Raw genomic sequence first — 25954 nt, forward strand, 5'->3', positions numbered from 1 at the left:
TTGGGCGTAAATTTGCAAGCGCGAAGTATTAATTTTTAGGTGTCTTAAAAAAAAAAAAAAACGGTAACTTTACTTTAGTTAAGCAATCACTTGTTGTACCAGCTGCATTTTCAGGATTTCGGATCATAGTGATAATGCGTTTAGGTACACTTTAAATGATGAGCTTTTCAGTTCCTTACTTTTTGGTTTTCCTGAGCAATATTCAAAATTAAGAAAAGAAGAATAGGGACAAGTTTGATGAAAACGTTAAAAAATTTATTCATAATAAGCTTATTATGCTTACTACCCGCGACTACCGCGTATGCACAATTATCAGAAGTAACTAAGCAAATGCCTCAAGTTGAGACAATTAGTATAAATAATGCCGATGCAGAGAAGCTTGCTAAGTTACCTGGTATAGGTAAGAAAAAAGCGCAGGCAATAGTGGACTTCCGTGAAGAAAACGGCGAATTTAAAAGCGTCAGTGATTTATCGCAAGTTAAAGGAATTGGTAAAAAACTATTAGCCAAATTAGAGGGGAAAATTTCACTTTAATAGCAGTAGATAACAATCAGGGCGCTATGCGCCCTGATTAAATTGTTTTAATGCATCGCTTAAGTGTTTTTTAGCAAAGTTGATTTCAATAGGTGTTGTTAAAAGTGGGTAGCAAAGTCCGCCGAGTACCAAAAACGGGATTAATATCCAACCTTTAAATACTGTGAATATTAAAAATAGTGGACTTAGTAATATTAATTTAATAATACGTAGTAACACTTTATCAGTTGGCGATAACATACTTAAAGAAAGTGCTATTACATCCTGACGCTTGCGTACCTTTAGGTGCTTAAGCTCATCTAATTGGCTTGAAAAAAATGTGAACATATCAAATCGACTTTTTAATTAATAAACGGCCAATAACTATAATAAATAGTGTTAGTGAGAAAATCCCAAATATAATTTCCATCCAAGCAGGCATGCTCAAACCAACAAATTGCCAATCTATATTTCCACAATCCCCGGTCGCCTGAAAAAAGCTAGGTATCCATTCATGTAACGGCATAAACGATGGGAAGTTTGGTTCAAACTCACAGCTAAATGCAAAAGGGTCCGTGGTGGTTTGCATATCAATATGCTCGCGAGCAATTAAATATCCCCAAACACTCGATACACCCCAAATTACATACGCTAATATACGAACTGCTTTGCTCTGTGGTTTAGTCGAACCTACAATTCCTGCGCCTAATAGACCCAGTACGGCTGTACGTTGATATATGCACATTATGCAAGGCGCCAATCCCATTTGGTATTGAAAGAAAAGGGCGGTCACTTCAAGTAAAAAAACGATAGCTGTAAATAAAAGCCACGGGGTACGTTGGGTGGGTAATTGCGCAAGCCAGTTCATAAAAATTCCGCGTTTAAATAAGACGTTAGATTATGACCTAGGATAATGTATGCGACAACAAAAAGGAAAAAAAAGCTACCGAAGTCGCTTTTTATAAGATGAAATTTTTGACCACTCAATGCAGCCTCAGCAGAGGCTACATGACGCTCGACTTAGTTCCCATTGATACATAAGCTTAGTTATATCGCTTACTTATACAACATTGGTACATTGCCTAATCAATTCTTTAAAGTTGCGGTTAGAACGCTCTGTTGCATAGGTGTTCCTTTTTAATGTACTTATGTGTTTTAAGTTGATTCAGCTAGGTATGGTGTAAATAAAAAATACCAATAATTACAATGTACCTACAATGAATATTGCTCTGTATATTTATACATTGTAGCTATATTAGAAAAACCTAAATTTTATTATTTATTAATCTTTAATTTCTACTCATTTGCTTATTAATATACCTGACTTTACTTGTTAGTTATGCTTCCTCTGGTACAATCAGTCAGTTATTCGTGTAAAACGATGAGTGTTGATTAATTCGAGTGGGAACTGGATGAGAATTTTTAAAGCGAAAAGCCCAGCAGGATTTGCTGAAGAATATATAGTTGAATCTATTTGGAACGGCGATTTCCCTCCAGGTTCAATTCTACCTGCCGAGCGAGAACTTTCAGAGTTAATTGGTGTAACAAGAACGACCTTGAGAGAAGTATTACAGCGTTTAGCACGTGATGGTTGGTTAACAATTCAGCATGGTAAACCAACAAAAGTAAATAACTTTTGGGAAACGTCTGGCTTAAACATTCTTGAAACATTAGCGCGCTTAGATGAAGACAAGATGCCAGAGCTGACAGATCAGCTTTTATCTGCACGTACTAATATTAGTGCTATTTATACACGTGCTGCAATTAAGTTAAATCCTGAACGCGTGATTGAAATTTTATCACAAAGCCATGAGCTAGAAGACACCGCTCAAGCATTTGCTGACTATGATTATAAAGTGCATCACGAATTAGCCGTTGCGGGTAATAACCGTATTTATGTATTAATACTTAACGGCTTTAGAGGCTTTTATTCAAAGATTGGTTGTCATTACTTCTCTGATGCTGGAACTCGTGAACTTGCTCGTCAGTTTTATAAAGATTTAACCATTTTGGCAGAAAAGAAAGAGCATGATGGTGCTATTTCTATGATGCGTAAATATGGTCATCAAACGGGTGAGATTTGGCAAAAAATCCGTGGTGATATGCCCTCAGATATAATGGACTAAGTCTAAGCGAGAAACCTGCATTTGCAGGTTTTTTTATATCTGTAAAATTTAGCGCCACCGTATATGAAATTCTAAAAAGTTTAATGCATAAACCACTTCGATATTTTTAAAATTTCTACTTAGTTACAACGCAACTTACACTTTAAATTAGACCTATTATTTAAGCATATTAGCGCAAGTTGCAAGTGTTCGTTATTTTCGATTGCTCACATCGTTAAATGCGATTGTTCTTTTGTAGTGAATAACTTTAGAATACCAATTAATTATATGTATGCGCTATTGGTTTTTAATTTTTAGCGCCCATATAAGTACCAGCATTGCGAAAGCAATTGAAAACAAACTCAAAATATTTGGAGAATAAAATGGGTGTATTAGTAGGCCGCCAGGCACCAGACTTTACCGCTGCAGCTGTTCTTGGTAACGGTGAAATTGTAGATAGCTATAACCTTCATGAAACAATTAAAGGTAAAAAAGCAGTTATCTTCTTTTACCCACTAGATTTCACGTTTGTATGTCCTTCTGAACTTATTGCATTTGATAAGCGTTTTGAAGAGTTTCAAAAGCGTGGCGTAGAAGTAATTGGTGTTTCTATCGATTCACAATTCTCACATAACGCATGGCGTAACACTGCTGTTGCAGACGGCGGTATTGGTAAAGTTCAATACGCACTAGTTGCAGACGTTAAACACGAAATTTGTAAAGCATACGACGTTGAGCATCCAGAAGCGGGTGTTGCGTTCCGTGGTTCTTTCTTAATTGATGAAGAAGGTAACGTACGTCACCAAGTAGTGAACGATTTACCACTAGGTCGTAACATAGACGAAATGCTTCGCATGGTTGACGCGCTAGCGTTCCATACTGAGCACGGTGAAGTATGTCCTGCTGGTTGGACTGAAGGTAAAAAAGGTATGGACGCAAGCCCTGAAGGCGTTGCTAAGTTCTTATCTGAAAACGAAGGCGAGCTATAATTTAGCCCTTAGTTTTAAATAAAAAAACCGCCAATTGGCGGTTTTTTTATTTGTAGCGTTAGCTCACTTTAAAATAAGCTCGCAAAGTTAAAACGAGAAGCTAGCTTTAGTGTAGAAGTATCGGCCTCTAGGGTTGTGTACACCTGAAGCATAACCGTATAGATCAGCGTCGCCATCACCAATTGCAAATGGTGGCTCTTCATCAAATAAGTTATTTACACCTAACGATACTTTAGTTGAGTCAGTAACACGATAAGATGTTTGTAAATCTACCAATGTTTGCGAATCAACCATACGTGATGTATTGCTATCAAAGTCTAAATTACCGTCAAAATCAATATCTGGGGTATCTTCAAACTCACCTACATAACTGATGTTTACGTTTGTATTAAACTCGCCAATTTCCCAGTTTGTAGAGAAAATCCAGCGGTGCTCTGGATAGCCATACTCACCGGTGTAATCGCGGCCATCTTTTTCAAATTTATCTTGGTATGCCCATTCTAAATTAAATTTCAATAAACCTAAGTCATCAAGTGAGTGATTGTAGTTAGCTGAAACATCAACCCCAGATACTTCTTGCGAGGAAACGTTTTCAAATGTGCTGTAAATTTTTTGAATTGTTCCTAAGCTATCGCCACCTGTAGGTGTTAAGCGTACACATACAGTACTATCTTGGTTATTACACTCAGAGTTATAAATTGGACCAAACTCTTGCTCATCAATTTTGTTATCTTGAGTGATGCTCCACACATCGACACTTAAACCAAACTCTGCAGAAGGCGCCCAAATAAAGCCGACATTCCATGATTCTGATTCTTCAGCTTCAAGGTCAGGGTTACCAGCAAATTCAATGTTGTAATCAAGTGCATCACAATCAAGGCCCGTTGCTTCACATCGGTATGTATCTACAAAGAATTGGCTTTCTTGAGATGGACCTAAACCAACTTGTGCCAAATAAGGCGCTCTAAAGCCTTGTGCCCAAGAGCCACGCACTGTGATTTCATCAGTAGGCGCCCAGCGAAGAGCTACTTTAGGGTTTGTTGTTGTACCGAAGTCACTGTAGTCATCGTAACGGCCAGCAAGTTGTAGCTCTAAATTATCAGCAAGAGGGATAGAAAACTCGACATAGGCTGCGTATTGTTCACGATCTGCAGATGCAGATACAGACTCTGTGCCAAATATTAAACCACGTTGAAATTGATCATCAGGAATGTCATTAACGTCTTCTTCACGGTACTCAATACCTGCAGCCATCATTACTACATCATCGCCAAAACTAAATGCTTCACCTGTAATGTTTGCATCAAAGGAAGTCATGTGAGACTCACCACGACGCACTAAGCTTGTTGTAATACGATCAATTACAGCAGGGTCGTTGTATGTACCACCAAATGGATTGTAGTTTCCTGCATCAATTTCTTGTTGTAAGAAATCAGTACGCACCCAACCTTGTGTTCTATCACCTGTTTGCAGAGATTTACTTCGGCCTTTTTGTACAGCGGTTTCCCAACTCCAATCATTAAACTCACCTCTAAGCCCTGCAACAAAGCGAAGAGTATCTGATTCAATATCCCATTGGCGTGCGCCAGCATCAACTGTACGGTAACGACCAATTTGAATGTCTTCACCAAATGGATTGTTAGGGTGGCTAGCTGGGACAGTTAAGCCTGCATCTTCATCAAGTGGGGTAGGGGCTCCGGCCGCAACAGACGTATTGTGCTGTACTGCCATTTCTAAAAAGCCCGTAATGCCATTATCAAAGTTATATTCAAATTGAGAAATAGCACCCACGCGTTCAGACGCTGGTGCGATATAACCGTAAGGGCCGTAATCAAATAAACAACTGCCGCTTGAAGTTGCATTTTCAGCAGGACAAGCCGGATCAATTGTTTTAACACCGTCTACATAAAAATATCCAGGGAAGCCACGAGATGAGCGAAAATCTTCACCACCATAAGGTGATTGATTTGCTGTACCTAAGCTGCCCATTTCATCAGAAGAAAGAGATGTATTTTTAAAGTAATCGATAATAACTGACGCGCTACTTTTCTCGCTAGTAGTACCCCATACTAAACTTGCTGTCGTTTCTTCATAATTGGGATCATCAGTACCACCGTAGCCCAAATTAACTTCAACACCGTCAATGTCTTTTTTCAAGATAACGTTTACAACACCCGCCACTGCGTCTGAGCCGTAGATAGCTGAAGCACCATCTTTTAGTATATCGATTCGCTCAATGGCAGAAACTGGGATACTGTTAATATCTACAAATGAGTTTGTGATACCTTCGGCAAATGCACTAATAGAGACACGACGGCCATTGATTAGTACGAGCGTAGCATCAGCACCTAAGCCACGTAAACTAACAGCAGCAGACCCATTTGCAGTTGAGTCTTGGTTGTTACCACGTGTTGAGAAAGTACCGCTACCCGCGACAGGCATTCTTTCGAGGAGTTGTTGTAGGTTGTCATAACCCATGTTCTCAATATCAGCTCTTGCGATTGATTGAACCGGAGAAGGTCCTTCGATATCTGAACGTTTGATTCGTGAGCCAGTTACTTCAATGCGCTCTACTTTGTTAGCTTCTTCAGCAGCGTAAGTTGTTGTAAAACCTGCTGAAAGTGCGATTGTAGCACCTACAATTAAGCTGGGTGTAAATGCAGTTGATTACTTCATCCTTAAGTCCTTGTTGATATGTTATAAATTTAGTTGCTCTATACCAATCCTTTTTAAACTGTTAAATAAATCCCATATTTAAGCGGATTGATATAACAAGCGACGACATTAATATCATGTAACTTAAGTGTTAGCAATTAGACTGAAATGTGATTTTAGTATGGTTTTTTGTGTGTTTTTGGATGATTTTAAAACAGATGTTATGCGCTGAAGAAGGTTGAAATAGGCGCATATGCTTTATTTTGGAAATAACAAATACAGCCTAAATGCGAGTAATAATTAAATTAATTAATTCACAATAAAATTGTAATAAATTATTTACATGTATATTCTGAATGAATAGTAATCTTGTTGTATATTAATAAAACAAATAATAGTTGGTTTTTTTTAATAAAAAAAAACGCCTAACTTGTTAGTTAGGCGTTGTGCTTATACTTTGTGTTTCATTAAACGTTCTTTTTCGCGAGACCAATCTTTATTTTTCCCGTCGTCACGTTTATCGTGCAACTTTTTACCTTTTGCTAGATGAAATTCAAGTTTCACCCAACATTTTTTCCAGTACATAGCTGTAGCAATTAATGAATAGCCATCTCGCTCTGTTGCACCGAGTAGACGGTCAAGTTCGCGTCTGCTTAATAGTAACTTACGATAACGCAACGGATCGCAAATTACATGGGTTGAAGCACTATTAAGTGGCTGGATTTGCGCGCCAAGCAAAAATGCTTCGCCATTTTTAAGATGAATATAAGTTTCGGTGATGTTTACCTTACCAGCTCGGATGCTTTTAACTTCCCAGCCTTGTAGTTCAACACCTGCTTCAAACTTATCGTGTAAAAAATACTCATGTCGCGCTTTTTTGTTTAGCGCGATGGTATTACTTGTCGATTTTGATGAATTTTTCTTAGCCATAGTGCCCTATAATATACGTAATGTGAGATGTTTTACATCGATTTTTTAATAATGCTTTTAAAAATTAAGCTGTAACTTAAGCAGCATGAAAATTTGGGGAAACGCGCAAAGCTTGCTAAAATTCGCCCACACAGTTGGGAGTGAGTATGCCACAAATAGAAAAAAGTGCGCTGGTTATGTACAGCACTAAAGAGATGTTTGATCTAGTTAATGATGTAGAAGCTTATTCGCAGTTTTTACCAAATTGCTCAGACTCAAAAATTGTTTCACAGCATGATAATAACATGACCGCGAGTTTAGAAATATCTAAGGCGGGTATAAAAAAGTGGTTTACCACCGAAAACACCTTTGTTGATGAGCAAACCGTGTTACTGCGCCTTGTTGATGGTCCGTTTAAGACGTTAAAAGGGCGCTGGCATTTTCAAGAGCTTGACGCCAAAGCATGTAAGGTTCATTTGCACCTAGAGTTTGAATTTTCAAGTAAGTTAATAGAGCTTGCCTTTGGAAAGATTTTTAACGATGTAGCAAAAAATATGGTGAGTGCATTTACTCAACGTGCAAAACAGGTTTATGGAGCGCGAGTATGATTAATGTTGAAGTGGTCTTTGCATTACCGACCACGGCCACGTGTTTATCAATTGAAGTGCCACAAGGGACTACAGTCGAGCAAGCTGTTATTCAGTCAGGTATTATAGAAAAGTGCCCAGAAATAGATGCCACATCGCTAACGTTAGGTGTGTGGAATCGAACTGTAAAAGCTAACTATGAATTAAAAGACGGTGACCGTATAGAAATATACCGTCCACTAATTGCAGATCCTAAAGATGCCCGCAGAAAACGTGCAGAAAAAGCAAAAGAAGAGGGGCGTGCAAATAAAATAACGGGTGGTCGCCCACTCGAGAAGTAATACCAATCGGCATAAACTTCGAACAATTTAACAGATTAAATCACACGCTAACGTCGTTTAAAATGGTAAAAGCTTTTTAAGTAAACCAATAAAAAAGGTGAGCCATGCTCACCTTTTTTACTACCTGAGACGTTTATTGCTCTAGCGGTGTAGTAAAGTTTTCAGGTTGGTCATAATCACCTGAGATTGAAACTAACTTTTCATTTTCAAAGTTAATTACTAACTCTTTATTTTGTTCGTTTTTACGGCCTTTATTAAAGCTGTAAATATAGCGCCAAGTATTGTTATCAAAGGCGTCCTCGGCAATAGGTCTACCTAATACATAAACAACTTGCTCTCGGGTCATATTTACACGAAGTTTTTCAACATCCGATTGCTCTAAAAAGTTGCCTTGTGGGATGTTAATTCGGTATACCCAGCTAGAGCAACCTGCTGCTGAGCTAAGTGTTAAAGCGACGATAAGCCAAAGAGAAAAAGTTTTTAACGACTGCATTGTTAGTTGTGATCCTTATTTTTTATAATCTGCATGATACCGATTAGTCACTGAAGGTAAAACCCTTTTAAGCAATTGTTTTATGTTAAGGGCGTTAAGGTAATGTTTTGACCAATGATAATGAAAAAAGTTTACAGTATATTGAAACGAATATTTTAAAAACTGAGTCTACTTGGTTTTTATATATAGTTGAAACACGATTTGGTCATTGGTACACAGGGATCACGACTAATGTTGAAAAACGCTTTGCAACTCATCAGGCTGGTAAAGGAGCTAAAAACCTTAGAGGAAAAGGGCCTCTTTTACTTATCCATCAACAACAAGTAGGTAATAAAAGTGAAGCAAGTAAGCTTGAGTATCAATTAAAAAAGCTTCCTAGAGCTAAAAAGGAAGCGTACGTTTTAGCGTTTAATAGCGGCGATAGTGAAAACACTTAGTTTGTATAAATTAAGCATATTAGCTATGAGCAAAAACTATCTTCGAATATAGTTTTTGCTCATAGCTGGCGTGTAATATTAGAGTCGCTTAGCGATGCTTTTCAAAGGTAGCTACAAGTGCATCAAGGGTTTGTGCGCTGTTTGCTAAGTCTCGAATAGCTTGCTCTGTATTGATTTGTTCGCTCATTGCTTTATCGCTAATTTCGCTAATCTGCTCAATATTACGACTTACATCGGCAACCACATTACTTTGCTGCTCAGTTGCAGTCGCTATGAGCGTAGCCATATCGTTTATCTCATTTGCTGTTTCGGTTATTGTATCAAGTAATTCAACAGAGCTTTGCATAGCACCAACGCTTTGCTGAGCTTTATCTTTCGATTGACCAATATCGTTAACTACATCGTCAGATATTCTTGTAAGCTCTTCAATCATAGATTGAATTTCGGTGGTTGATTGCGATGTACGGTTTGCCAGTGCACGTACTTCATCAGCAACAACAGCAAAGCCGCGTCCGTGTTCACCTGCGCGAGCAGATTCAATTGCAGCATTTAAAGCAAGTAGATTAGTTTGATCCGATATGCCTCTAATTGAGTCAACAATACTTGCAATATCAACCGTTTTTTTAGAAAGCAAAGTAACTTGCTCTGTTATGCCATCAATATCGCTGGCAAGGGCTGATATAGTTGCTTGGCTTTGGAGTACTTGTTTGTGACTTTGAATGGTGTTTTCGCGGCTGTTATCGGTTAATTTAGCTGTATTTGCTGCGCTTTGCGCTATTTCTTGTACTGTGGCGCCCATTTCGTTGATTGCTGCTGCGACAGATATTGTTTGTTCTTTTTGGTGATCTATTGCTTGAGAATTTCGTTTGGCTTGTTCAAATACATGATCAGAGCTTTGACGTATATCGTGGCTTTCGCTTGCAACCTGAGTAATGGCTGTTTCTATTTTGTTAATAAACTGATTAAAGCCATTACTTAGGTTGTTAAGCTCTGGTTGGCTCGATTCTGGTAAGCGGTACGCTAAATTTGCATCGCCTGAGCCTAATCGTGAAAATAACTCAGCCATTTTAGAAAGTGGAGATGAAAGTGAGCGTGCAAGTAAGTAACTGATTAAACTCGCAACTAATGCTGTAATTATCGTAAAGGTAAAAATTTGCCATTGTAAGGTATTTACACTTGCGAAAACTTCACTTTTTGGTACTTGAGCTACAACATATAAATCGGTGTTTTTAATAGGCGTAGCAGCTACAAGTGTCGGTTCGCCATTTAAATTAATTTCTTCTAGTGCAAAGCCATTACTATTAAATAGTTGGCTGTGGATATTTGCAGTATACAAATCATCAATATTTGCTTTAGCTACTTTACTTGCATCTTTATGAAGCTGAATCAATCCATTTTTATCTGCAATGAATACAAAGCCTGTTTGCTCAATTTTAAATTGCTGTAATAGCTTTTGCATATCAGTGATGCTTTTTGCAAGACCTGCTAAACCAGTACCATTGGCCTGCTGATGGTTTACAAACATTTTCACATCATTGGCTGACTCTTGATAAATACTGATAGAGTAAGGTTGTTTTGATTGCTTAAAAGCAAAAAACCAGCCATCGGCTGCATCGTTTTTTAACACACGCAAAAACCCATTCTGGTTCCAGTACTGTGCAGTGTCTCTATTTGCCCAAGATGCTGTGGCTAAATCGTATTGCTGGGCAACGCGATTTAATTCTTTTAATAGTAATGTATCGTCTTGGTTGTTTGATTGAGCCCATTGTAAAATAAATTCGTTTGATGATAGTTGCTGAGCAGCACCGAGTAACTCGTTGATTTCACCGCCTATGTGATTGCTGATTGTTTGCAGTTTACTAGGGAGCTCTGACTCAATCATACGTTGCTCAATTATATCTTCTGAGCTGTATAAAGAGGTCAAGCCAATAAGCGCGGCTACACATATAGCAATAGCACTGCCTAAAGCTGTGATTTTTTGAGTAATAGAAAGGTTTTGTATCGTCATGATATTAATTAATTTTACAACTGAGTAGAGGACTATATTAGCACATTATTTATTTTGATCTAAATATTGCCTATAAAGGGATGGATAAAAGGTAGCGTTGGATGATTAAAGTTTTATGAATGAGCATAAAAAAGCCCACATGCAAAAAGCATACGGGCTTGGTTTCTAACAAGCGAAACATTTACTGTTTAGGGTTAAACAATCTTTTTCATTGCTGACATGTAGCCACGTAATTTAGCACCTACTTTCTCAACTGGGTGTTCGCGCAATGCAGCGTTAATTTGAATTAATGTTTGGTTATCAACTTGGTTACTGTGCTCGCCAAGGCCTTTACCGATAATGTCTGTATCAACGTTTTTCATAAAATCAGCAAGTAATGGTAAACATGCATGGTTATATAAATAACAGCCGTATTCTGCAGTATCAGAGATAGTACGGTTCATTTCAAAAAGCTTTTTACGGGCAATAGTATTGGCGATTAATGGCGTTTCGTGTAATGACTCGTAGTAGGCCGACTCTTCGATAATGCCGGCTGCTGTCATGGTTTCAAATGCAAGTTCAACACCTGCCTTAACCATTGCTACCATTAAAATACCGTTATCAAAAAATTCTTGTTCTGAGATTTCCACATCGCCAGCAGGGGTCTTTTCAAAGTTAGTTTCTGCCGTTTCTGCGCGCCATTTAAGTAAGTTTACGTCATCGTTATTCCAGTCTTCCATCATAGTGCGTGAGAAAGTGCCGTCGATGATGTCATCTTGATGCTTATTATAAAGCGGGCGCATAATTAGTTTTAGCTCTTCACTTAGTTCAAACGCTTTTACTTTTGCTGGGTTTGAAAGGCGGTCAAGCATGTTAGTAACGCCACCGTACTTAAGTGCTTCGGTAATTACTTCCCAGCCGTATTGAATTAGTTTTGATGCATAACCCGCATCAACGCCTTTTTCTACCATTTTATCAAAACATAAAATAGAGCCAGTTTGTAACATGCCACATAAAATGGTTTGCTCGCCCATTAGGTCAGACTTAACCTCAGCAATAAATGATGATTTAAGTACACCTGCGCGATGTCCGCCCGTACCCGCTGCATACGCTTTAGCTTGTGCTAAACCAAGACCTTGAGGGTCATTTTCTGGGTGAACTGCGATCAGAGTTGGTACACCAAAACCGCGTTTGTATTCTTCACGTACTTCAGAACCAGGACACTTAGGTGCAACCATGATTACAGTAATGTCTTCACGTACTTGCATGCCTTCTTCAACGATATTAAAACCATGAGAGTAAGCAAGTGTAGAGTCTTTTTTCATAAGTGGCATAATTGCACTTACTACAGCGGTATGTTGTTTATCTGGCGTTAAGTTAAGTACTACGTCAGCGGTAGGTATTAATTCTTCATAAGTACCAACAGTAAAGCCGTTTTCAGACGCATTTAAAAATGATTGGCGACGCTCAGAAATAGCTGAAGCACGTAATGTGTAAGAAACATCTAAACCAGAGTCACGTAAGTTTAAGCCTTGGTTTAAACCTTGTGCGCCACAGCCTACAATAACTAGTTTTTTACCTTTAAGTGCGTCAACGCCATCGGCAAATTCGCCTGCGTCCATAAATTCACATTGCGCTAATTGCGCTAATTGCTCGCGTAAAGGTAAGGTATTGAAATAATTCGCCATTGTTAGTGTCCTATAAAGTCATGTTTGTTAGATGCGCAAGATTTATTGCGCTTACAAACACCATATGTAAAATCGTTGCTTGCGTAAAATGATATATTTGAATTAAAGTGTTTCATAATATGAAATACTGGGTTTGGCATGGATCATAAACATTTAGACTACTTTTTAGCACTGGCTAAAACACTTCATTTTGGACGCGCAAGCGAGCTTTGTCATATAAGCGCACCCACTTTAAGCCGCAATATAAAACACTTGGAAGAAGAGGTCGGTGTTGCATTATTTGTACGCGATAACCGCAGTGTTAAATTAACGCGTGAGGGTGAGTCGTTTATTGATTACGCCACAGCAACTCTTGCTAATTGGCAGCGGTTTAAAACGAATGTGAAAGACCCACAACAACATATTTACGGCAAAGTAAGTATTTATTGCTCGGTTACTGCATCTTATAGTTTTTTACATCAAATATTAGAGCAACTTCGTGCGCAGCATCAGTATATAGAAATAACATTAAATACAGGCGACCCTGCACTTGCTATAAACCGTGTATTAGATGGGCATGAATTAATGGCTATTGCAGCTAAGCCAAATAAGTTACTGGCGCAAATTGCTTTTGTAGATATAGGGCATTCTCCACTTTTATTAATTGGCCCAAAAATTCAATGCCCGATCACACAAAAACTAACGCAGAATGGTGATGACATTAATTGGTCTGATTTAGAATTTATTGTGCCAGAACAAGGTTTTTCTCGCCAAAGGTTAGAACACTGGTGGCGCAAAAATAATATTCACGGGAAAATTTACGCACAGGTTGCTGGGCACGAAGCAATGGTATCCATGGTGAGCTTAGGATTAGGTGTCGCAATGGTCCCTAAAATAGTGCTAGATAACAGCCCGCTGCAAGATAAAGTACAAATACTAACACCAAAAATGCAAGCACCTGATGGGTTTGATATTGGTTTGGCAGTATTAAGGAAAGAGTTAAATGACCCTGCAATCAGTGCTTTGTGGAATATTGCGCAAACTTTAGATGCAAAAGCGATTTAATGCGCGCAGAGAATAAGCAAGTTAGTTAAATAGTATGAATAGAGGTTGCGTATAAGTTTACTGTTACTTAACATTGAGCGCTAATAACAAAAACAATGACGCTTGAGAGTTTATTTATGAACCACGCCGAATCACTTGCTCATTCTGCTCAATGCCTAAAAAAGGCGATTCCTTTGATGGTAAAATACCGAATGCCGGTTACACCCATCAACTATGCAATTTGGTACTGTTATATTCAAGGAAACAAACCTTCATTAAATGCTGAGTTAGACCATGTTATTGCTCTGCAACAAACATGTTCACAAGACAAAGCAAAAGAAATTTTTGATAAACATTTAACGCAAGACGATCTCGTTTTTTTTCAAGAAATGACTGAAAAATTTCATACAACTATGGAGTAAGTTCAGCAAGATATAAGCACAACGCTTGATCACTCTAAAAGCTTTACGACGAGTTTAGTTGACTCACAAAATGAATTAAATATGCTTGTTGATGTAAACTCTTACAATGAGATACTAGGTTGTGTTGAGCGTTTAACCGACGATTCTATTGCAATGCAAGATTATGCTCGGGAGTTTCAGACTAAATTAGCCGTTGCCTACAATGAAATAAAAGATTTAAAAGAAGCACTCAATATTTCAAAGGAAGCAGCCGATATCGACACGCTTACGGGTTTTTATAATCGAGGTAAGTTTGATTCTGATATTGTAAACTTTTGCCTCGAATACTCAGAGCAAGCGCAAGAAGACTCTCTTGCCGTACTCATTATGTTTGATATTGATCATTTTAAGCGCTTTAACGATGATTTTGGCCATCAAAAGGGTGATGAAGTGCTTAGGCTAGTTGCTAAAAAAGTGAGAGAAAATACAACTGAAGCTGCAAATGTGTATAGATACGGTGGCGAGGAGTTTTGCATAACAGCCTACTTTGACACTATTAACGATATAATAGCATTTGCAGATTGTATTCGTTTAGCAATAGCAAAATTGGCGATTCGTAAAAAGCATGATGTAACTGCAAAACGTGCTATTTCAGCAAGTTTTGGCTTAGCAATTTTACGGCCATTTACAAATAGTTCTGTTTTAGTTGAGCGTGCAGATAGAGCCTTATACATTGCCAAAACACATGGACGAAATCGTATAGAAATAGCCCCTGATATTTAATAAGTGCCAGAGGTTTTTGATTTATTTGGGTTAAAGCCGCTCAATTTAGGGCGATTTAATCCAACTTCAGTTTTGGTAAACAAGCAGGTAAAACCCAATAGAGCTGTAGCGAGTTAGCTCTTAGTAATTTTTTATTTGAATAATTGCATTTGCTACGTTGTGCCTCATTTTCAAAGTATCTTAAAGTACTATTAGTCAAAAACTACACAAGCAACTCAAAGTACAATCCTTAGACACAACTACCTTGAAAGATAAATAGTCCGAAAAGCATAAAGTTAACATTTTTGTATACAAATTGTGAATAATTGTAACCAGCTAGAGCTAGTTTAAAAAGACCTTGCTAGTATGGGGAACTTACTTAATTTAATTCTTTGATGTACGCTGATGCGGTATTCCTTCTCCTTATTAACAGCTCTATGTTTTAGCACTTTGTTTGCTTGCCTTTCGGTGCAAGCAACACAGGCAAGCAAGCATGCTGACGATTATACAGAGCAAGATATAACAACCGATCGTCTGCATTTGAGTTTAAGTGTTGGGGCTGGAGTTATAACCAACCCTTTGCATGGTGGAGATAATATTCCGCTTGTGCTTATTCCACAAATTGCATTTTATGCAGAGCAATGGTTTTTTGATAATGGCCGCCTTGGCTATTCATTTTCACAATCCCCAAAGCATCACTTTAATCTAGTTAGTGAACTCAACTCTGAATCTCGCTTTTTTATAGACTGGCACCCTAAAAATGTATTTGCATTGCAAAGTAGTGCTCTTAATAATCAGCTCGTAATGCAAAATGAAGCCTCGTCCTCTCGCTATGTTGATATTGATAATTTGCATAAACGGCAAATTGCCTTGGATGCGGGTATTGCATATCACTATGTAAATGATGACCATGTTTTTTCAGTTCAGGCTCTGCATGATATAACCGATGTTTATCGAGGTGTACGCGGTGCATTGCAGTGGCAATATCATACTGTGCTAGGAAAGCTTAAAATAAAGCCAACACTTGGAATAAACTATAAATCTGCGGAACTAAATAGCTATTTTTATGGACTTAATGAGGGTGAAACTCAATTTGGCAAAATAGACGTTGGTAGTAGTTGGCAACCTTATGCTAAAATCGACGCCCGTTGGCCACTGAGTAAGGCTGACTCTCTTCGTTTTCATGTAGCATATTACGACTATTCGGCTATGGATGGCAGTCCGCTCTTTGAACGTACTTATTCAATGACTGCATTTATAGGATTCGATCGTACTTTTTAATATGAAGTATTCAATATTAGTTGTGTTTATTACCACTTTTTTTAGTGGTTTTAGTATGGCACAAACCCCTGTTTTTAGTGTTTCTCCAAAAGTCTGCGTGGTTTCCGAACAGCAGGATTTTTGCGATCTTGATTTACAGTTTAAATGGCTATTAAACACCTATAGTGATGTCTGTTTGTATCAACAAGAACAACTACTTCAATGCTGGCAGCAGCAGCGTTCTGGGCAATTTAATTATAAAGCGCGTGTTCAGGTGGAGACCATATACTCCTTAATCAATCCTCATACGGGTGTGTTAATAGCAAAAACACAGGTTGAAGTACAAAGCGCCCATGCTAAAAAAAATAGGCGTAGGCTTCGCTCTCCGTGGAGCTTTTTTTAATTTAGGAGCAACTAATGCCAAAAATTTTACTTGTTGAAGATGATCTCGGTTTACAACAGTTAACAAAAGATTACCTTGAACATAATGGCCTTGAAGTCGAAGTGTTAGACCGCGGTGACGAAGTGTTTAATTACCTAGAAAACAATACACCCGATTTAATGATTCTAGACGTTATGCTGCCAGGTAAAGATGGCTTTAGCGTTTGCCGCCAAGTAAGAGATAAATTTACTCTACCAATTTTAATGTTGACTGCTAAAGGTGAAGACTTCGACCAAGTACTTGGTTTAGAACTTGGTGCTGATGATTATGTAATAAAACCAGCAGAGCCACGTGTATTACTAGCGCGGATCAATGCATTACTTCGACGTGGGCAACCAACAGTAAAATCTAGTGAAGAACTGCAGTTTGGTGATTTAGTCATCGATAAAACAAGCCGTATTGTAAAACTAAGTGATTCAGAGATTGTATTAACTTCGCACGAGTTTGAACTACTATGGCTATTAGCGTCAAATGCGGGTGAAGTACTAAGCAGAGAGCATGTGCACCAACATATGATTGGCCGTCAATACGACGGACTTGATAGAACTGTGGATGTACGCGTATCACGAATTCGTAAAAAATTAGGCGACAACAGTGATAAGCCGTATCGTATAAAAACTGTATGGGGACAAGGCTATTTATTTGTTTCTGATGCGTGGGATCTCTAGAACTATTTAAGGTTAATCGGCTGTAATGGGAAAACTGTTTACCAGCTTATACTTATATATCATTGTTTCATTATTTGTTGTAAGTGGTGTTATTGAGCAGCTGTGGCCTTATGAAGAGTCGCAGCAGCAGGTCTTCTTAGACGATGAGTTTGGGCAATCACTGTGGTTGCTTTCGCAAACCCCAAATGGTCTTAAAAAGCTAAAGCATAACTTTGAAAGTAAAGTGATTGAACGACGTGATTTAATACTCCCTCAAAAACAACAATCGCAGCTAAATCAAAATCACTACTTATATTTGTATGATAAGCAACAACGCATTGTTTGGTATGTAGATCTCGGTAATGATTCATTACTTCAGGTAGGGCCGGTAGGTGTATTAACGCAAGAATCATCTTCAGTTTGGCCGTATTTATTACTACTTATTATTGTAGGTATACCAGTTGGGCTATGGAGCTTTTTACTCTGGCGTGACTTTGCAAAGCTACGTAAAGCGTGTGAAGCGGTAGAGGGTTTGCAAGACTTTCAACTAAATGACTCTTCTAAGTCTTTCTTTTTACCTATAACAGATACATTAAAGGTAATGCAGCAACGTATTGAGTTTTTACTTAGTGCGCAGCAAGAGCTTACCTCATCGGTATCACATGAATTTAGAACGCCATTAGCACGTTTAAAGTTTGCAATTGTAATGTTACAAGAGCAAATGCTTGATGAAAAAGGCGAAAAATACCTAACAAACATGCAAACAGACATTAGTGAGCTTGAGTCACTAGTCTCTGAAATGCTTGAATACGCGCGATTAGACTCTCAACAACCAAGTTTACAGCCAATAAACTGCGATTTAGCTGGGCTGGTAAAAACCACTGTTGAAAAGCTAAATTTTGAAGCTAGAACAACGCTCTCTATAAACCTCCCTGAGCATTTAAATTACTACTGTGATAGCCACTTTATGGCGCGAGTATTTCAAAATTTAATTGGCAATGCGCTCAAATACACTCATCAACAAGTCAAAATTTCATTGCTACAAGAGGCAACTCACATCGTATTGATTGTTGAAGATGATGGTGAAGGGATTGACCCCGTTGAGCGAGAAAACGTATTTAAGCCTTTTACTCGATTAGATAAAAGTAGAGGCAAGGACACTGGTGGCTTTGGTTTAGGGCTTGCTATAGTTGCTAAAATTGTGTCGTGGCACCAAGGAGAGTGTAAAGCAGAAAGCTCAAGCTTAGGTGGTGCTAAATTTATTGTATATTTACCTCTCAAATTTAAGACATAAAAAAAGCGCCTAAGGCGCTTTTTTTGCGGTTAAAAACCAAAATCAACAAGTAGCAATATAATAGACCGCAAGTATTTAAAAAAGTTCTCAATTATTTTTTATTTTTTTCAAGTAATGGCATTAACATTTGCTCAAGGCCATTTAGTTTAACCTCATACATCATCGCTAGTTGGCTACCAAGTTTTGAGTCAGGAAATCCCTGCTGTTTGAACCACACCAAATAAGGTTCTGGTAGTAGTAATAAAGGGCGCCCAGCATATTTCCCAAAAGGCATCGTTGTATTTACAGCTATTTTTAATTGTTTTGGATCCATAAGAGTTACTTAGGTTTTAAAGTCTGCGTAAGTGTAAGGGATTTTAGAAATATAAAATAGGCTGTGACGGGCAAGAAACAGCCTATTTTGCGAGGGAGTAGGCCCTCTGATTTAATAATTTTTGTTGATTAATATAAACCTAGTTGAACTTTAATTAGCTGGGATCTAATTAAGTTATTATTAGAACATGGGTTTTTATTTAACCAACACGGATAGTCTACCTGTTTTTCATTGTTGTGGTGAAATGGCTTGTAAAGGAATGTAAATAGAATTGCTTTTTATTTAGAAACTAATAACAAAGCCTTAATAATTCTAAGACTTTGTTATTTATAGACGTTATAAAAAGTGATTATTCGTTAAATAGCTCTTGTTTAACGTGTTCTGCAAAACCACTACCTGCTTCTAAGTAAAAGTTATAAGTAGAATGAACACCCATTTCTTCTAGCTCTTTTTGTTGATCAGGATAGTTTGCAATAGCTGTTACTTGGCCTTTATAACCAGAGGCTTGTAGCTGCTCTAACGCAAAAATATTTTGCATATGCTTTGGCATCGCAAGCATGACCATTTCTACTTGCGAATGATTTACTCGTTGCCAAAAGTCAGGATCTGTTGCATCAGCAATTAAGACGTTGCGGCCTCTGTTAACGTGCTTATCTACCACCTCAGGTTTTATATCTATGCCTGCAACAACATTTGGGTGAGTCGCGTTAATAGTCTCATACGCACCAGTACCAATACGTCCCATACCAAAAATGACTATTTTAGTATCGTTTAGGTTAACGGGTAGCTCTTCAGCTAAACGAGTTTTGCTTTCAAACTTTAATAGCCAGTGCTCTATTTTTACGTATAACTCGTTTGAGCGCTTATTTAACGGCGAGGCAATTACAAAGGTAATGGAAACAGCAATTGCCATTACAGCGAGCCACTCCGAAGTGATCATGCCTGTGCTAGCTGCTACTGCACATACAATTAACCCAAATTCACTGTAGTTAGATAAACTAAAGGCGGTAAGTAATGATGTACGCGCGCGTAGTTTGAATATATTCGTGAACACATAATAAAGCGCTATTTTAATCGGTAAAACTAAAACAAGTATAATGGCAACGATTAATGAGCTAGTGGTTAGCTCTGCGCTCAAGCCAATACTTAAGAAAAAACCGACTAATAATATGTCTTTTAAATTAAGCAGGGATTTTGATAGCTCGCCTGCCTTTTTGTGAGGGGCAAACATCATTCCTATTATTAGTGCACCTAAATCGCCTTTTAGGCCTGCAAATTCAAATGCATGATAACCAGCAACTAAAGCAAAGAAAAAACCAAATAATGGTAATAGTTCACCATGTTTAGAGCGATTTAATACGCCATACATGACAGGTCGTAATAAAGGCAGAGCAATTATTAATGCAATTGCCCACACATTTGGAATTTTACCTGTACTAATCGCTAAAAAGATAACTGCAAAGATATCTTGCATGACTAGTATACCAATGGCTATTTTACCGTGAAGGCTTGCCATTTCTCCGCGTTCTTCAAGCACTTTTACTGCAAATACAGTACTTGAAAAACTAAGCGCAAACCCAACCAGTAAAGCACTTTGCCAACTTAAATCAATAAACAGTGGAATGGCGAAAATACCAAGCAATAACATAAAGCCACTAAAAAGCGCACTGCTAAAAATAATATGCAATGTTGCAGGCGCCCACACTTGGGGTTTAATTAAACTGTTTACCTTTAGCTTTAAACCAATACTAAAAAGAAGAAGGGTTACGCCAAGTGCTGCTATTGTATCGAGCAACTCTGTACTTTTATAACCCGATAAATTTAAAGCAAAACCTGCTAATAAAAATCCAATAAGAGGAGGCAGCTTTAACTGATAAACAGCAAAACCACACACAAACGCGGCAGCAAAATAGATTAGTTCCATAATTCTTAATATCACTTCATTTGGGGTTGCAGTGTAACGAAAAATTTATACCATTGAAAATAAAAATAGACCTAAAAATGAACGTGTCTAATCAGATATATGGCTAACTGTGTATAAAAAATGCGCATCAAACATACATTTAATCGTAAATAGTATGTAAATAACATTTTTTCACTGACATTGGCTTTTAAATATGGTTAAGATGCGATAACGAAGAAGTTTAAGCGAGAGCAAATAATAGAGCCGCTCAGCTTAAGGAGAAATATATGTTTAAAAAGATTTTAGCGTCGGTAGGTATTGGTGCTGCAAAAGTAGATACTGTTTTAGAGACTGAACACCTACAACCTGGTCAGCTTTTTAACGCACAAATAGTCATTACCGCAGGTGATGTTAGCCAAGATATTGCAGGCTTAGATTTATTACTTATGACCCGTGTTAAAGTGGCAGGTGATGATGGCGATTATTTTACCAATCATGTGATTGACCAATGGCGAATTACAGATATAGGTACAATTGAGCCGGGCGAAGTTAAAAGTATCCCTTTTGAAGCACGCCTTCATTCTGAAACTCCTATTACAGAAATTAATGCAGGTTACAATCAATCTCATGTGTGGCTTGAAACAGGCTTGGATATTGATTTAGCACTTGATCCGAGCGATAAAGACCATTTACATATTTACCCTAATGAAGCTGTTAAAACGTGCATGCAGGCGATGGAAAAATTAGGCTTTAGCTTAATGAAAGCTGATGTAGAAAAAGGTCATTTGCGCGCTTCTACATTTCAATCGTTATCGGGCTGTTATCAGGAGCTTGAATATAAACCAAATAGCCGTAGTTTATTTGGCATTCAAGAGATTGAGTTGTCATTTGTTCCAGAGGCACATAAAACACATGTGCTCATAGAACTAGACAGAGCTTTTAGAGGCGATGGTTATGTAGATTTAACCATAGAGCATGACCATGTGAATGTATCGCAGTTGTGCGACCAACTAGAGCGTTTATTTGCTTAATATAAATTAACAAGTGAATAATATTATTAAACCCGGCCTAGGCTGGGTTTATTGTTTATAGGATTTAAAATGCAATTTAAATGTGAGCAGTTTAATGCTTTAGATGCGCATACTCTTTTTACTATTATGCGAGGACGTGTGGACGTATTTGTTGTAGAGCAGGCGTGTCCTTATCCTGAACTTGATGATGTAGATATAGCTTTAAATACACAGCATCTATATACATTAGACAGTGGGCAGCTACACACTTATGCGCGATGTTATGAAAAAAATGAGCAATATAGCGCAATAGGGCGCGTGCTGGTAAGTAAAAGCGCGCGTGGCAAAGGCGACGCCACTTTACTTGTAAGTAGAGCTATAGAGTGCTGTAAAGAGCGGTGGCCGGAACGAGATATTTATATTGGTGCACAAACCTACTTACTTGATTTTTACCGCTCCTTTGGCTTTGAAGATTACAAAAGTGAATATCTAGAAGACGGCATACCTCATCAAGATATGATTTTAAAACTCACTCAATAAATCCAATTTAAGCAGCTATAAAAAAGCCCACTAATGTGGGCTATTTTATTTAAAACTATTTTAAGGCTAAGGTATCATTTAGCTCAATAGTGAATGTAAAAACACCATGCCAATAGCAAGTGGACATACAAACTTAGTATACCAAGGCCATATTTTCCAAAACAATGTATTGTGAACTTCAGGGTTACCCTCTTGAATTGCTTTTAGTAATGAGCCTCTATACCAAATCCAGCCTACAAATATACAACACATAAGACCAAGTAAAGGCTGAGCTACTTTTGTAGTGAGAGTGATTACTAAGCCAAATAAGCTGCTAAGGTTACACACAATTGTAATACTGACGATAGCGATTAGCGCCCCAATTAACCACGTTGCTTGAACGCGTTTCATCCCAAAGCGCTCTACGGTGTATGATACTGGCGCCTCTAACATTGAAATAGATGATGTTAAAGCGGCAATACTCATTAACGCAAAAAATGAAAAACCCACAAATAAGCCAACTTCGCCCATTCCATCAAATAAAGCGGGGAGTACCTGAAATACTAATGTATCTTCAGAGAGTAGCTTACCCGTTGTGGCCGAGAATATTTCAACGCCTTGAGCTTGTGCTACATACATAGCTGGAATAATCAGTAAACCTGCAACAAAGGCTATAAATACATCAATAAGGGTTACATAGGCACCTAAAGAAACGAGGTTTTCTTTTTTACTAATGTACGAGCCGTAAATAATCATTACGCTAGTGCCAAGCGATAATGAGAAGAAAGCTTGCCCTAATGCACTTACTAATAGTTTTGCGTCAAAAATAGATGAAAAGTCAGGGACTAAGTAGGCTTTTAAGCCTTCCATAGCACCATCTTGCGTCATTACATAAGCAATAAGTGCAAATAAAATGCCTAAAAGTGCAGGCATTAAACGCTTAGACCACTTCTCAATACCGTTTTCAACGCCTCTACTTATAATAGCGACTGTTAGTACGATAAAGATCATGGTGAATATAATATTTCGAGTAAGTGATTGCTCGCTTAACCATGTAGATGCTGTGTTGGCACCAACTAAAGTGGCTATTGGTTCAGCTGTGGCGCTGAGCATCCAACCGGCAACAATGGCGTAAAAGCTTAGTATAAAGCCAGCGCATAAAATACCGCCAAAACCAACAGCAAAGGCAAAGTGTTTTTGCCATGGCTTATTAGATATTTTTTGAAGAGATGACACTGCGTTTGCTTGGCCATGACGTCCAATCATAAGTTCAGCCATTAAAGCGGGGTAGGCTAAAAAGAACGCAAGCACTAAATATGCGACTAAAAATGCAGCACCGCCATTACTGGCTGTTTGTGTAGGGAATCCCCAAATATTGCCCAAACCAACGGCAGAACCCGCTGCGGCCATAATAAAACCAAAGCGAGAGCTAAACTCGCCTCTAACTGCGCTCATATTATTGTACTTCTCTATTGTGTGACGGCGGTGACAATCTACTGGAAATGTAAAAAAATAAAAAGTGCTTATTTGCTGATCTAGCACAAATTAATAAGTAAAGTGTATGTTATAACCATCGATTTTAATTGTTGTTATTAAGTCGTTTAAAATAACGAGTTGATTTTGTTTAATAATTGTTAATTACAGTCTGTAACTATTGCTTTACGGATTATGGTGCTGTGCAATAGTTAGAGTAAAGCACGCACCACCTAGCTGGGTGCTTTTAGTTACTTTAACGCTGCCATGATGCCAATCAGCTACTTTGGTAACAATGGCTAAGCCAAGGCCATAACTTTTATCGGCTCTGTTACGGTGATCTTCCTCTCTAAAAAATGGGCTAAATACGTTACTAAAGTTTTCTTGTGCGATACCTGGGCCGTCATCTTCTACCGTTATTATAAGCTGTTGCTCGTGTAACCTTGCACTGAGGTAAATATGTTGGTTTGCAAAATCACATGCGTTTGTTAATAAGTTAGTAATTGCACGAGCCAACCAGTGAAGATCTGCATTTATTATTTTATCAGTACTATTGAGTTGTACGTTGAGCATTTGCATTTCAAGTTTTGGTGCAAGTTGAACTAAAATATCTTCAAGGTAGGATTTAATATTGGTTGATGAATAGGTCAGTTTATTAGCGTTTTGCTCTAAAGTAGCAAATGCTAAATAGCTACTAAGCATCGATTCCATATGATCTAAATCGTTTTCCATACGGGTTAAATACTGTTTTATTTTTTGCTCATCATGGCTATCTAATGCCGCATCTAAACCAAATCGCAGGCACGCGATAGGGGTGCGTATATCATGAGACAAGCTTGAGGCCATTAGCTTGTTTTCGGCGACAAGCTTCTCTATTTGGCTGGCCATGCGATTAAAAGTAAGCTCTACGTCTTTTATGTAAGTAAAATGCGATACTTTTATTCGGGCTTGAACATTACCTGAGGCAAACTTTTTAGCGGCTTTATTTAACACGGTTAATCGTTTAGCTAAGGGCGCAATAATAAACCCCATAAATACACATAAGCCTGCGTAAAAGAGTAAGGTTAATATAATATCGTTATGTTGCTCGCTATCAAAAATTTTATCTAAACGCATTGATAAGTGAAAAGGATTTAAAACAGCGCTGCTATAAAGCATATAAAAGCCTTGCTGATCTTCTAAAATCAGCCCACCCGGCGTATGCATTTGTAATAATAAAGAAGGCGGTAAAGCAAGTGATTCATTAGGCTTGTAATCAATTAAAACATCAAACTCTAGCGCCAGTTGTTTTACATAATCGCTGCGCTCAGATGTGGGTATGTTAGCTAACTGCTTATTGAAACCCATGATCATTTTACTTTGCTGACTAAATTCATCTTGTGGGGTATGCGCTTGTTGACTAAAAGCATCAATAAGCCAGCCCAATACCACAATAGATAAAAGTGCACTGCCTAGAAGCGATATATAAAACTTTTTCATTTATTCATCGCTCTGTTACCACGCGGTAGAAACAAGTAAATAGCCACGGCCCCAAATGGTTTTAATTTTTTCAGGGTTTTGTGGGTCATCATTAAATTTTTTACGAAGTGCAGAAATAAGTACATCAACACTTCTATCAAGCCCGTCGTACTCTCTACCTTTCGTCGCTTTAAATACGGCATCGCGTGAGACAACTTGACCTGCATTACTTGCAAGGTAGTGCAATAATAGATATTCGGCGCTTGATATGTTTACATCTTGCTCGTTAAGGGTCACATTTCTTGATTCGGTATTAATACTAAGCGTACCAACTTGAATAACGCTTTGGCTAACCTGTGGCTTATTTGGCTCATTGTTTTGACGCAGTGCTGCTTTTATTCGCGCTAGCAATGCACGTGGACGCACCGGTTTCATTATGTAGTCGCTTGCGCCAACTTCTAAACCAATAACTTCATCCATCTCTTCATCGCGTGCGGTGAGCATTATAATAGGCGAATTATAAAAGCTACGAAGCTCTCTACATACGCTGATACCATCTTGCCCCGGGAGCATAATATCAAGGAGTACAATATTTGGATTTAACGTTTTGACCTGGCTAACAACTTCGTCACCACGATGACAAACATGCGTTGTATAGCCTTGCTCTGTTAAATATTCAGCAACCCATTGCGCTAGTGATGCATCGTCTTCAACAAGTAAAATAGTCCCGTAGTTATCCATAAAA

25 protein-coding genes and 1 pseudogene are annotated in these 25954 nt (G+C 38.1%); 14 read left to right on the forward strand and 12 right to left on the reverse strand.

Going from position 1 to position 25954, the window contains the following annotated elements; genetic code table 11:
- The first annotated feature begins 237 nt into the window (after positions 1 to 237).
- Positions 238 to 534, forward strand: coding sequence for a ComEA family DNA-binding protein (locus GQR53_RS22265; RefSeq protein WP_165742701.1), 297 nt, complete (start codon positions 238 to 240; stop codon positions 532 to 534).
- Between the two features lie 24 nt (positions 535 to 558).
- Here GQR53_RS22265 and GQR53_RS22270 read toward each other — a convergent pair whose 3' ends face one another.
- Together GQR53_RS22270 and dsbB are read right to left on the reverse strand one after the other, a co-directional pair.
- Positions 559 to 861, reverse strand: a complete 303-nt coding sequence (locus GQR53_RS22270; RefSeq protein ID WP_024606191.1) for a DUF6170 family protein — start codon at positions 859 to 861, stop codon at positions 559 to 561.
- A gap of 1 nt (position 862) precedes the next feature.
- The gene (gene dsbB / locus GQR53_RS22275; protein WP_007584117.1) at positions 863 to 1381 is read right to left on the reverse strand and encodes a disulfide bond formation protein DsbB; all 519 of its coding nucleotides are present in this window, start codon (positions 1379 to 1381) and stop codon (positions 863 to 865) included.
- Between the two features lie 544 nt (positions 1382 to 1925).
- Here dsbB and fadR point away from each other — a divergent pair.
- Positions 1926 to 2639: a fatty acid metabolism transcriptional regulator FadR gene (gene fadR, locus GQR53_RS22280; protein WP_024606190.1), complete on the forward strand. Its 714-nt coding sequence runs from the start codon at positions 1926 to 1928 to the stop codon at positions 2637 to 2639.
- A gap of 362 nt (positions 2640 to 3001) precedes the next feature.
- Entirely contained in the window at positions 3002 to 3607 is a 606-nt protein-coding gene (locus GQR53_RS22285) for a peroxiredoxin C (protein ID WP_007378637.1), read from the forward strand.
- An 87-nt stretch (positions 3608 to 3694) separates the two neighbouring features.
- On the opposite strand, the gene GQR53_RS22290 is transcribed toward GQR53_RS22285, so the two are convergent.
- Together GQR53_RS22290 and smpB are read right to left on the reverse strand one after the other, a co-directional pair.
- Positions 3695 to 6250 carry a TonB-dependent receptor gene (locus GQR53_RS22290; protein WP_050582232.1) on the reverse strand — a complete coding sequence of 852 codons (2556 nt, stop codon included), beginning with the start codon at positions 6248 to 6250 and terminating at the stop codon, positions 3695 to 3697.
- Positions 6251 to 6712: 462 nt separating this feature from the next.
- The gene (smpB, locus tag GQR53_RS22295) at positions 6713 to 7192 is read right to left on the reverse strand and encodes an SsrA-binding protein SmpB (RefSeq protein WP_004335699.1); all 480 of its coding nucleotides are present in this window, start codon (positions 7190 to 7192) and stop codon (positions 6713 to 6715) included.
- A gap of 146 nt (positions 7193 to 7338) precedes the next feature.
- On the opposite strand from smpB, the gene GQR53_RS22300 reads away from it, so the two are divergent.
- Positions 7339 to 7779: a type II toxin-antitoxin system RatA family toxin gene (locus tag GQR53_RS22300; protein WP_007584120.1), complete on the forward strand. Its 441-nt coding sequence runs from the start codon at positions 7339 to 7341 to the stop codon at positions 7777 to 7779.
- Complete coding sequence (locus tag GQR53_RS22305; RefSeq protein ID WP_007584122.1) at positions 7776 to 8099, forward strand: RnfH family protein; 324 nt, start codon at positions 7776 to 7778, stop codon at positions 8097 to 8099. Before GQR53_RS22300 ends, GQR53_RS22305 begins: the two co-directional genes overlap by 4 nt.
- Before the next feature lie 133 nt (positions 8100 to 8232).
- Here GQR53_RS22305 and bamE read toward each other — a convergent pair whose 3' ends face one another.
- Positions 8233 to 8592 carry an outer membrane protein assembly factor BamE gene (gene bamE / locus GQR53_RS22310; RefSeq protein ID WP_004335706.1) on the reverse strand — a complete coding sequence of 120 codons (360 nt, stop codon included), beginning with the start codon at positions 8590 to 8592 and terminating at the stop codon, positions 8233 to 8235.
- 107 nt (positions 8593 to 8699) lie between these two features.
- Between bamE and GQR53_RS22315 the strand changes: the two genes are divergently transcribed.
- Positions 8700 to 9029, forward strand: a complete 330-nt coding sequence (locus GQR53_RS22315; protein WP_024606189.1) for a GIY-YIG nuclease family protein — start codon at positions 8700 to 8702, stop codon at positions 9027 to 9029.
- A gap of 88 nt (positions 9030 to 9117) precedes the next feature.
- On the opposite strand, the gene GQR53_RS22320 is transcribed toward GQR53_RS22315, so the two are convergent.
- Together GQR53_RS22320 and ilvC are read right to left on the reverse strand one after the other, a co-directional pair.
- Positions 9118 to 11037, reverse strand: coding sequence for a methyl-accepting chemotaxis protein (locus GQR53_RS22320; RefSeq protein WP_024606188.1), 1920 nt, complete (start codon positions 11035 to 11037; stop codon positions 9118 to 9120).
- A 194-nt stretch (positions 11038 to 11231) separates the two neighbouring features.
- On the reverse strand, positions 11232 to 12704 hold the full coding sequence (gene ilvC, locus GQR53_RS22325) for a ketol-acid reductoisomerase (RefSeq protein WP_024589917.1): 1473 nt from the start codon (positions 12702 to 12704) through the stop codon (positions 11232 to 11234).
- Positions 12705 to 12842: 138 nt separating this feature from the next.
- Here ilvC and ilvY point away from each other — a divergent pair, with 138 nt between their 5' ends.
- The 6 genes and pseudogenes from ilvY (at position 12843) to GQR53_RS22355 (ending at position 18533) form a co-directional block, all read left to right on the forward strand.
- The gene (gene ilvY / locus GQR53_RS22330; RefSeq protein WP_024606187.1) at positions 12843 to 13748 is read left to right on the forward strand and encodes an HTH-type transcriptional activator IlvY; all 906 of its coding nucleotides are present in this window, start codon (positions 12843 to 12845) and stop codon (positions 13746 to 13748) included.
- Between the two features lie 116 nt (positions 13749 to 13864).
- Positions 13865 to 14911 (forward strand): annotated as a pseudogene (locus GQR53_RS22335) (GGDEF domain-containing protein).
- Between the two features lie 447 nt (positions 14912 to 15358).
- On the forward strand, positions 15359 to 16171 hold the full coding sequence (locus tag GQR53_RS22340) for a MipA/OmpV family protein (RefSeq protein WP_024606186.1): 813 nt from the start codon (positions 15359 to 15361) through the stop codon (positions 16169 to 16171).
- Between the two features lies 1 nt (position 16172).
- A complete protein-coding gene (locus GQR53_RS22345) occupies positions 16173 to 16553 on the forward strand; it encodes a DUF3019 domain-containing protein (protein ID WP_188085381.1) in 381 nt (126 codons plus the stop codon).
- Between the two features lie 14 nt (positions 16554 to 16567).
- Positions 16568 to 17260, forward strand: coding sequence for a response regulator (locus GQR53_RS22350; protein ID WP_024606185.1), 693 nt, complete (start codon positions 16568 to 16570; stop codon positions 17258 to 17260).
- 25 nt (positions 17261 to 17285) lie between these two features.
- On the forward strand, positions 17286 to 18533 hold the full coding sequence (locus GQR53_RS22355; RefSeq protein WP_024606184.1) for an ATP-binding protein: 1248 nt from the start codon (positions 17286 to 17288) through the stop codon (positions 18531 to 18533).
- A 91-nt stretch (positions 18534 to 18624) separates the two neighbouring features.
- Here the strand turns inward: GQR53_RS22355 and GQR53_RS22360 are convergent, their stop codons facing one another.
- Both GQR53_RS22360 and GQR53_RS22365 read right to left on the reverse strand, forming a co-directional pair.
- Positions 18625 to 18846 carry a DUF3820 family protein gene (locus GQR53_RS22360; RefSeq protein WP_024606183.1) on the reverse strand — a complete coding sequence of 74 codons (222 nt, stop codon included), beginning with the start codon at positions 18844 to 18846 and terminating at the stop codon, positions 18625 to 18627.
- Between the two features lie 349 nt (positions 18847 to 19195).
- Complete coding sequence (locus tag GQR53_RS22365; RefSeq protein WP_165742700.1) at positions 19196 to 20770, reverse strand: cation:proton antiporter family protein; 1575 nt, start codon at positions 20768 to 20770, stop codon at positions 19196 to 19198.
- A 266-nt stretch (positions 20771 to 21036) separates the two neighbouring features.
- Here GQR53_RS22365 and GQR53_RS22370 point away from each other — a divergent pair, with 266 nt between their 5' ends.
- On the forward strand, positions 21037 to 21780 hold the full coding sequence (locus GQR53_RS22370; protein WP_024606181.1) for a sporulation protein: 744 nt from the start codon (positions 21037 to 21039) through the stop codon (positions 21778 to 21780).
- Between the two features lie 69 nt (positions 21781 to 21849).
- Positions 21850 to 22299, forward strand: a complete 450-nt coding sequence (locus GQR53_RS22375) for a GNAT family N-acetyltransferase (protein WP_024606180.1) — start codon at positions 21850 to 21852, stop codon at positions 22297 to 22299.
- Positions 22300 to 22377: 78 nt separating this feature from the next.
- On the opposite strand, the gene GQR53_RS22380 is transcribed toward GQR53_RS22375, so the two are convergent.
- The 3 genes from GQR53_RS22380 to GQR53_RS22390 all read right to left on the reverse strand — a co-directional run bounded on the left by GQR53_RS22380 (position 22378) and on the right by GQR53_RS22390 (position 25950).
- Complete coding sequence (locus GQR53_RS22380) at positions 22378 to 23733, reverse strand: sodium-dependent transporter (RefSeq protein ID WP_138488731.1); 1356 nt, start codon at positions 23731 to 23733, stop codon at positions 22378 to 22380.
- Between the two features lie 204 nt (positions 23734 to 23937).
- Positions 23938 to 25230, reverse strand: a complete 1293-nt coding sequence (locus GQR53_RS22385) for an ATP-binding protein (protein ID WP_024606179.1) — start codon at positions 25228 to 25230, stop codon at positions 23938 to 23940.
- A gap of 15 nt (positions 25231 to 25245) precedes the next feature.
- Entirely contained in the window at positions 25246 to 25950 is a 705-nt protein-coding gene (locus GQR53_RS22390; protein ID WP_165742699.1) for a response regulator transcription factor, read from the reverse strand.
- Positions 25951 to 25954 lie beyond the last annotated feature (4 nt).

The organism is Pseudoalteromonas sp. Z9A6, from assembly GCF_011378805.1.
Classification (GTDB): Bacteria; Pseudomonadota; Gammaproteobacteria; order Enterobacterales; family Alteromonadaceae; genus Pseudoalteromonas; species Pseudoalteromonas distincta.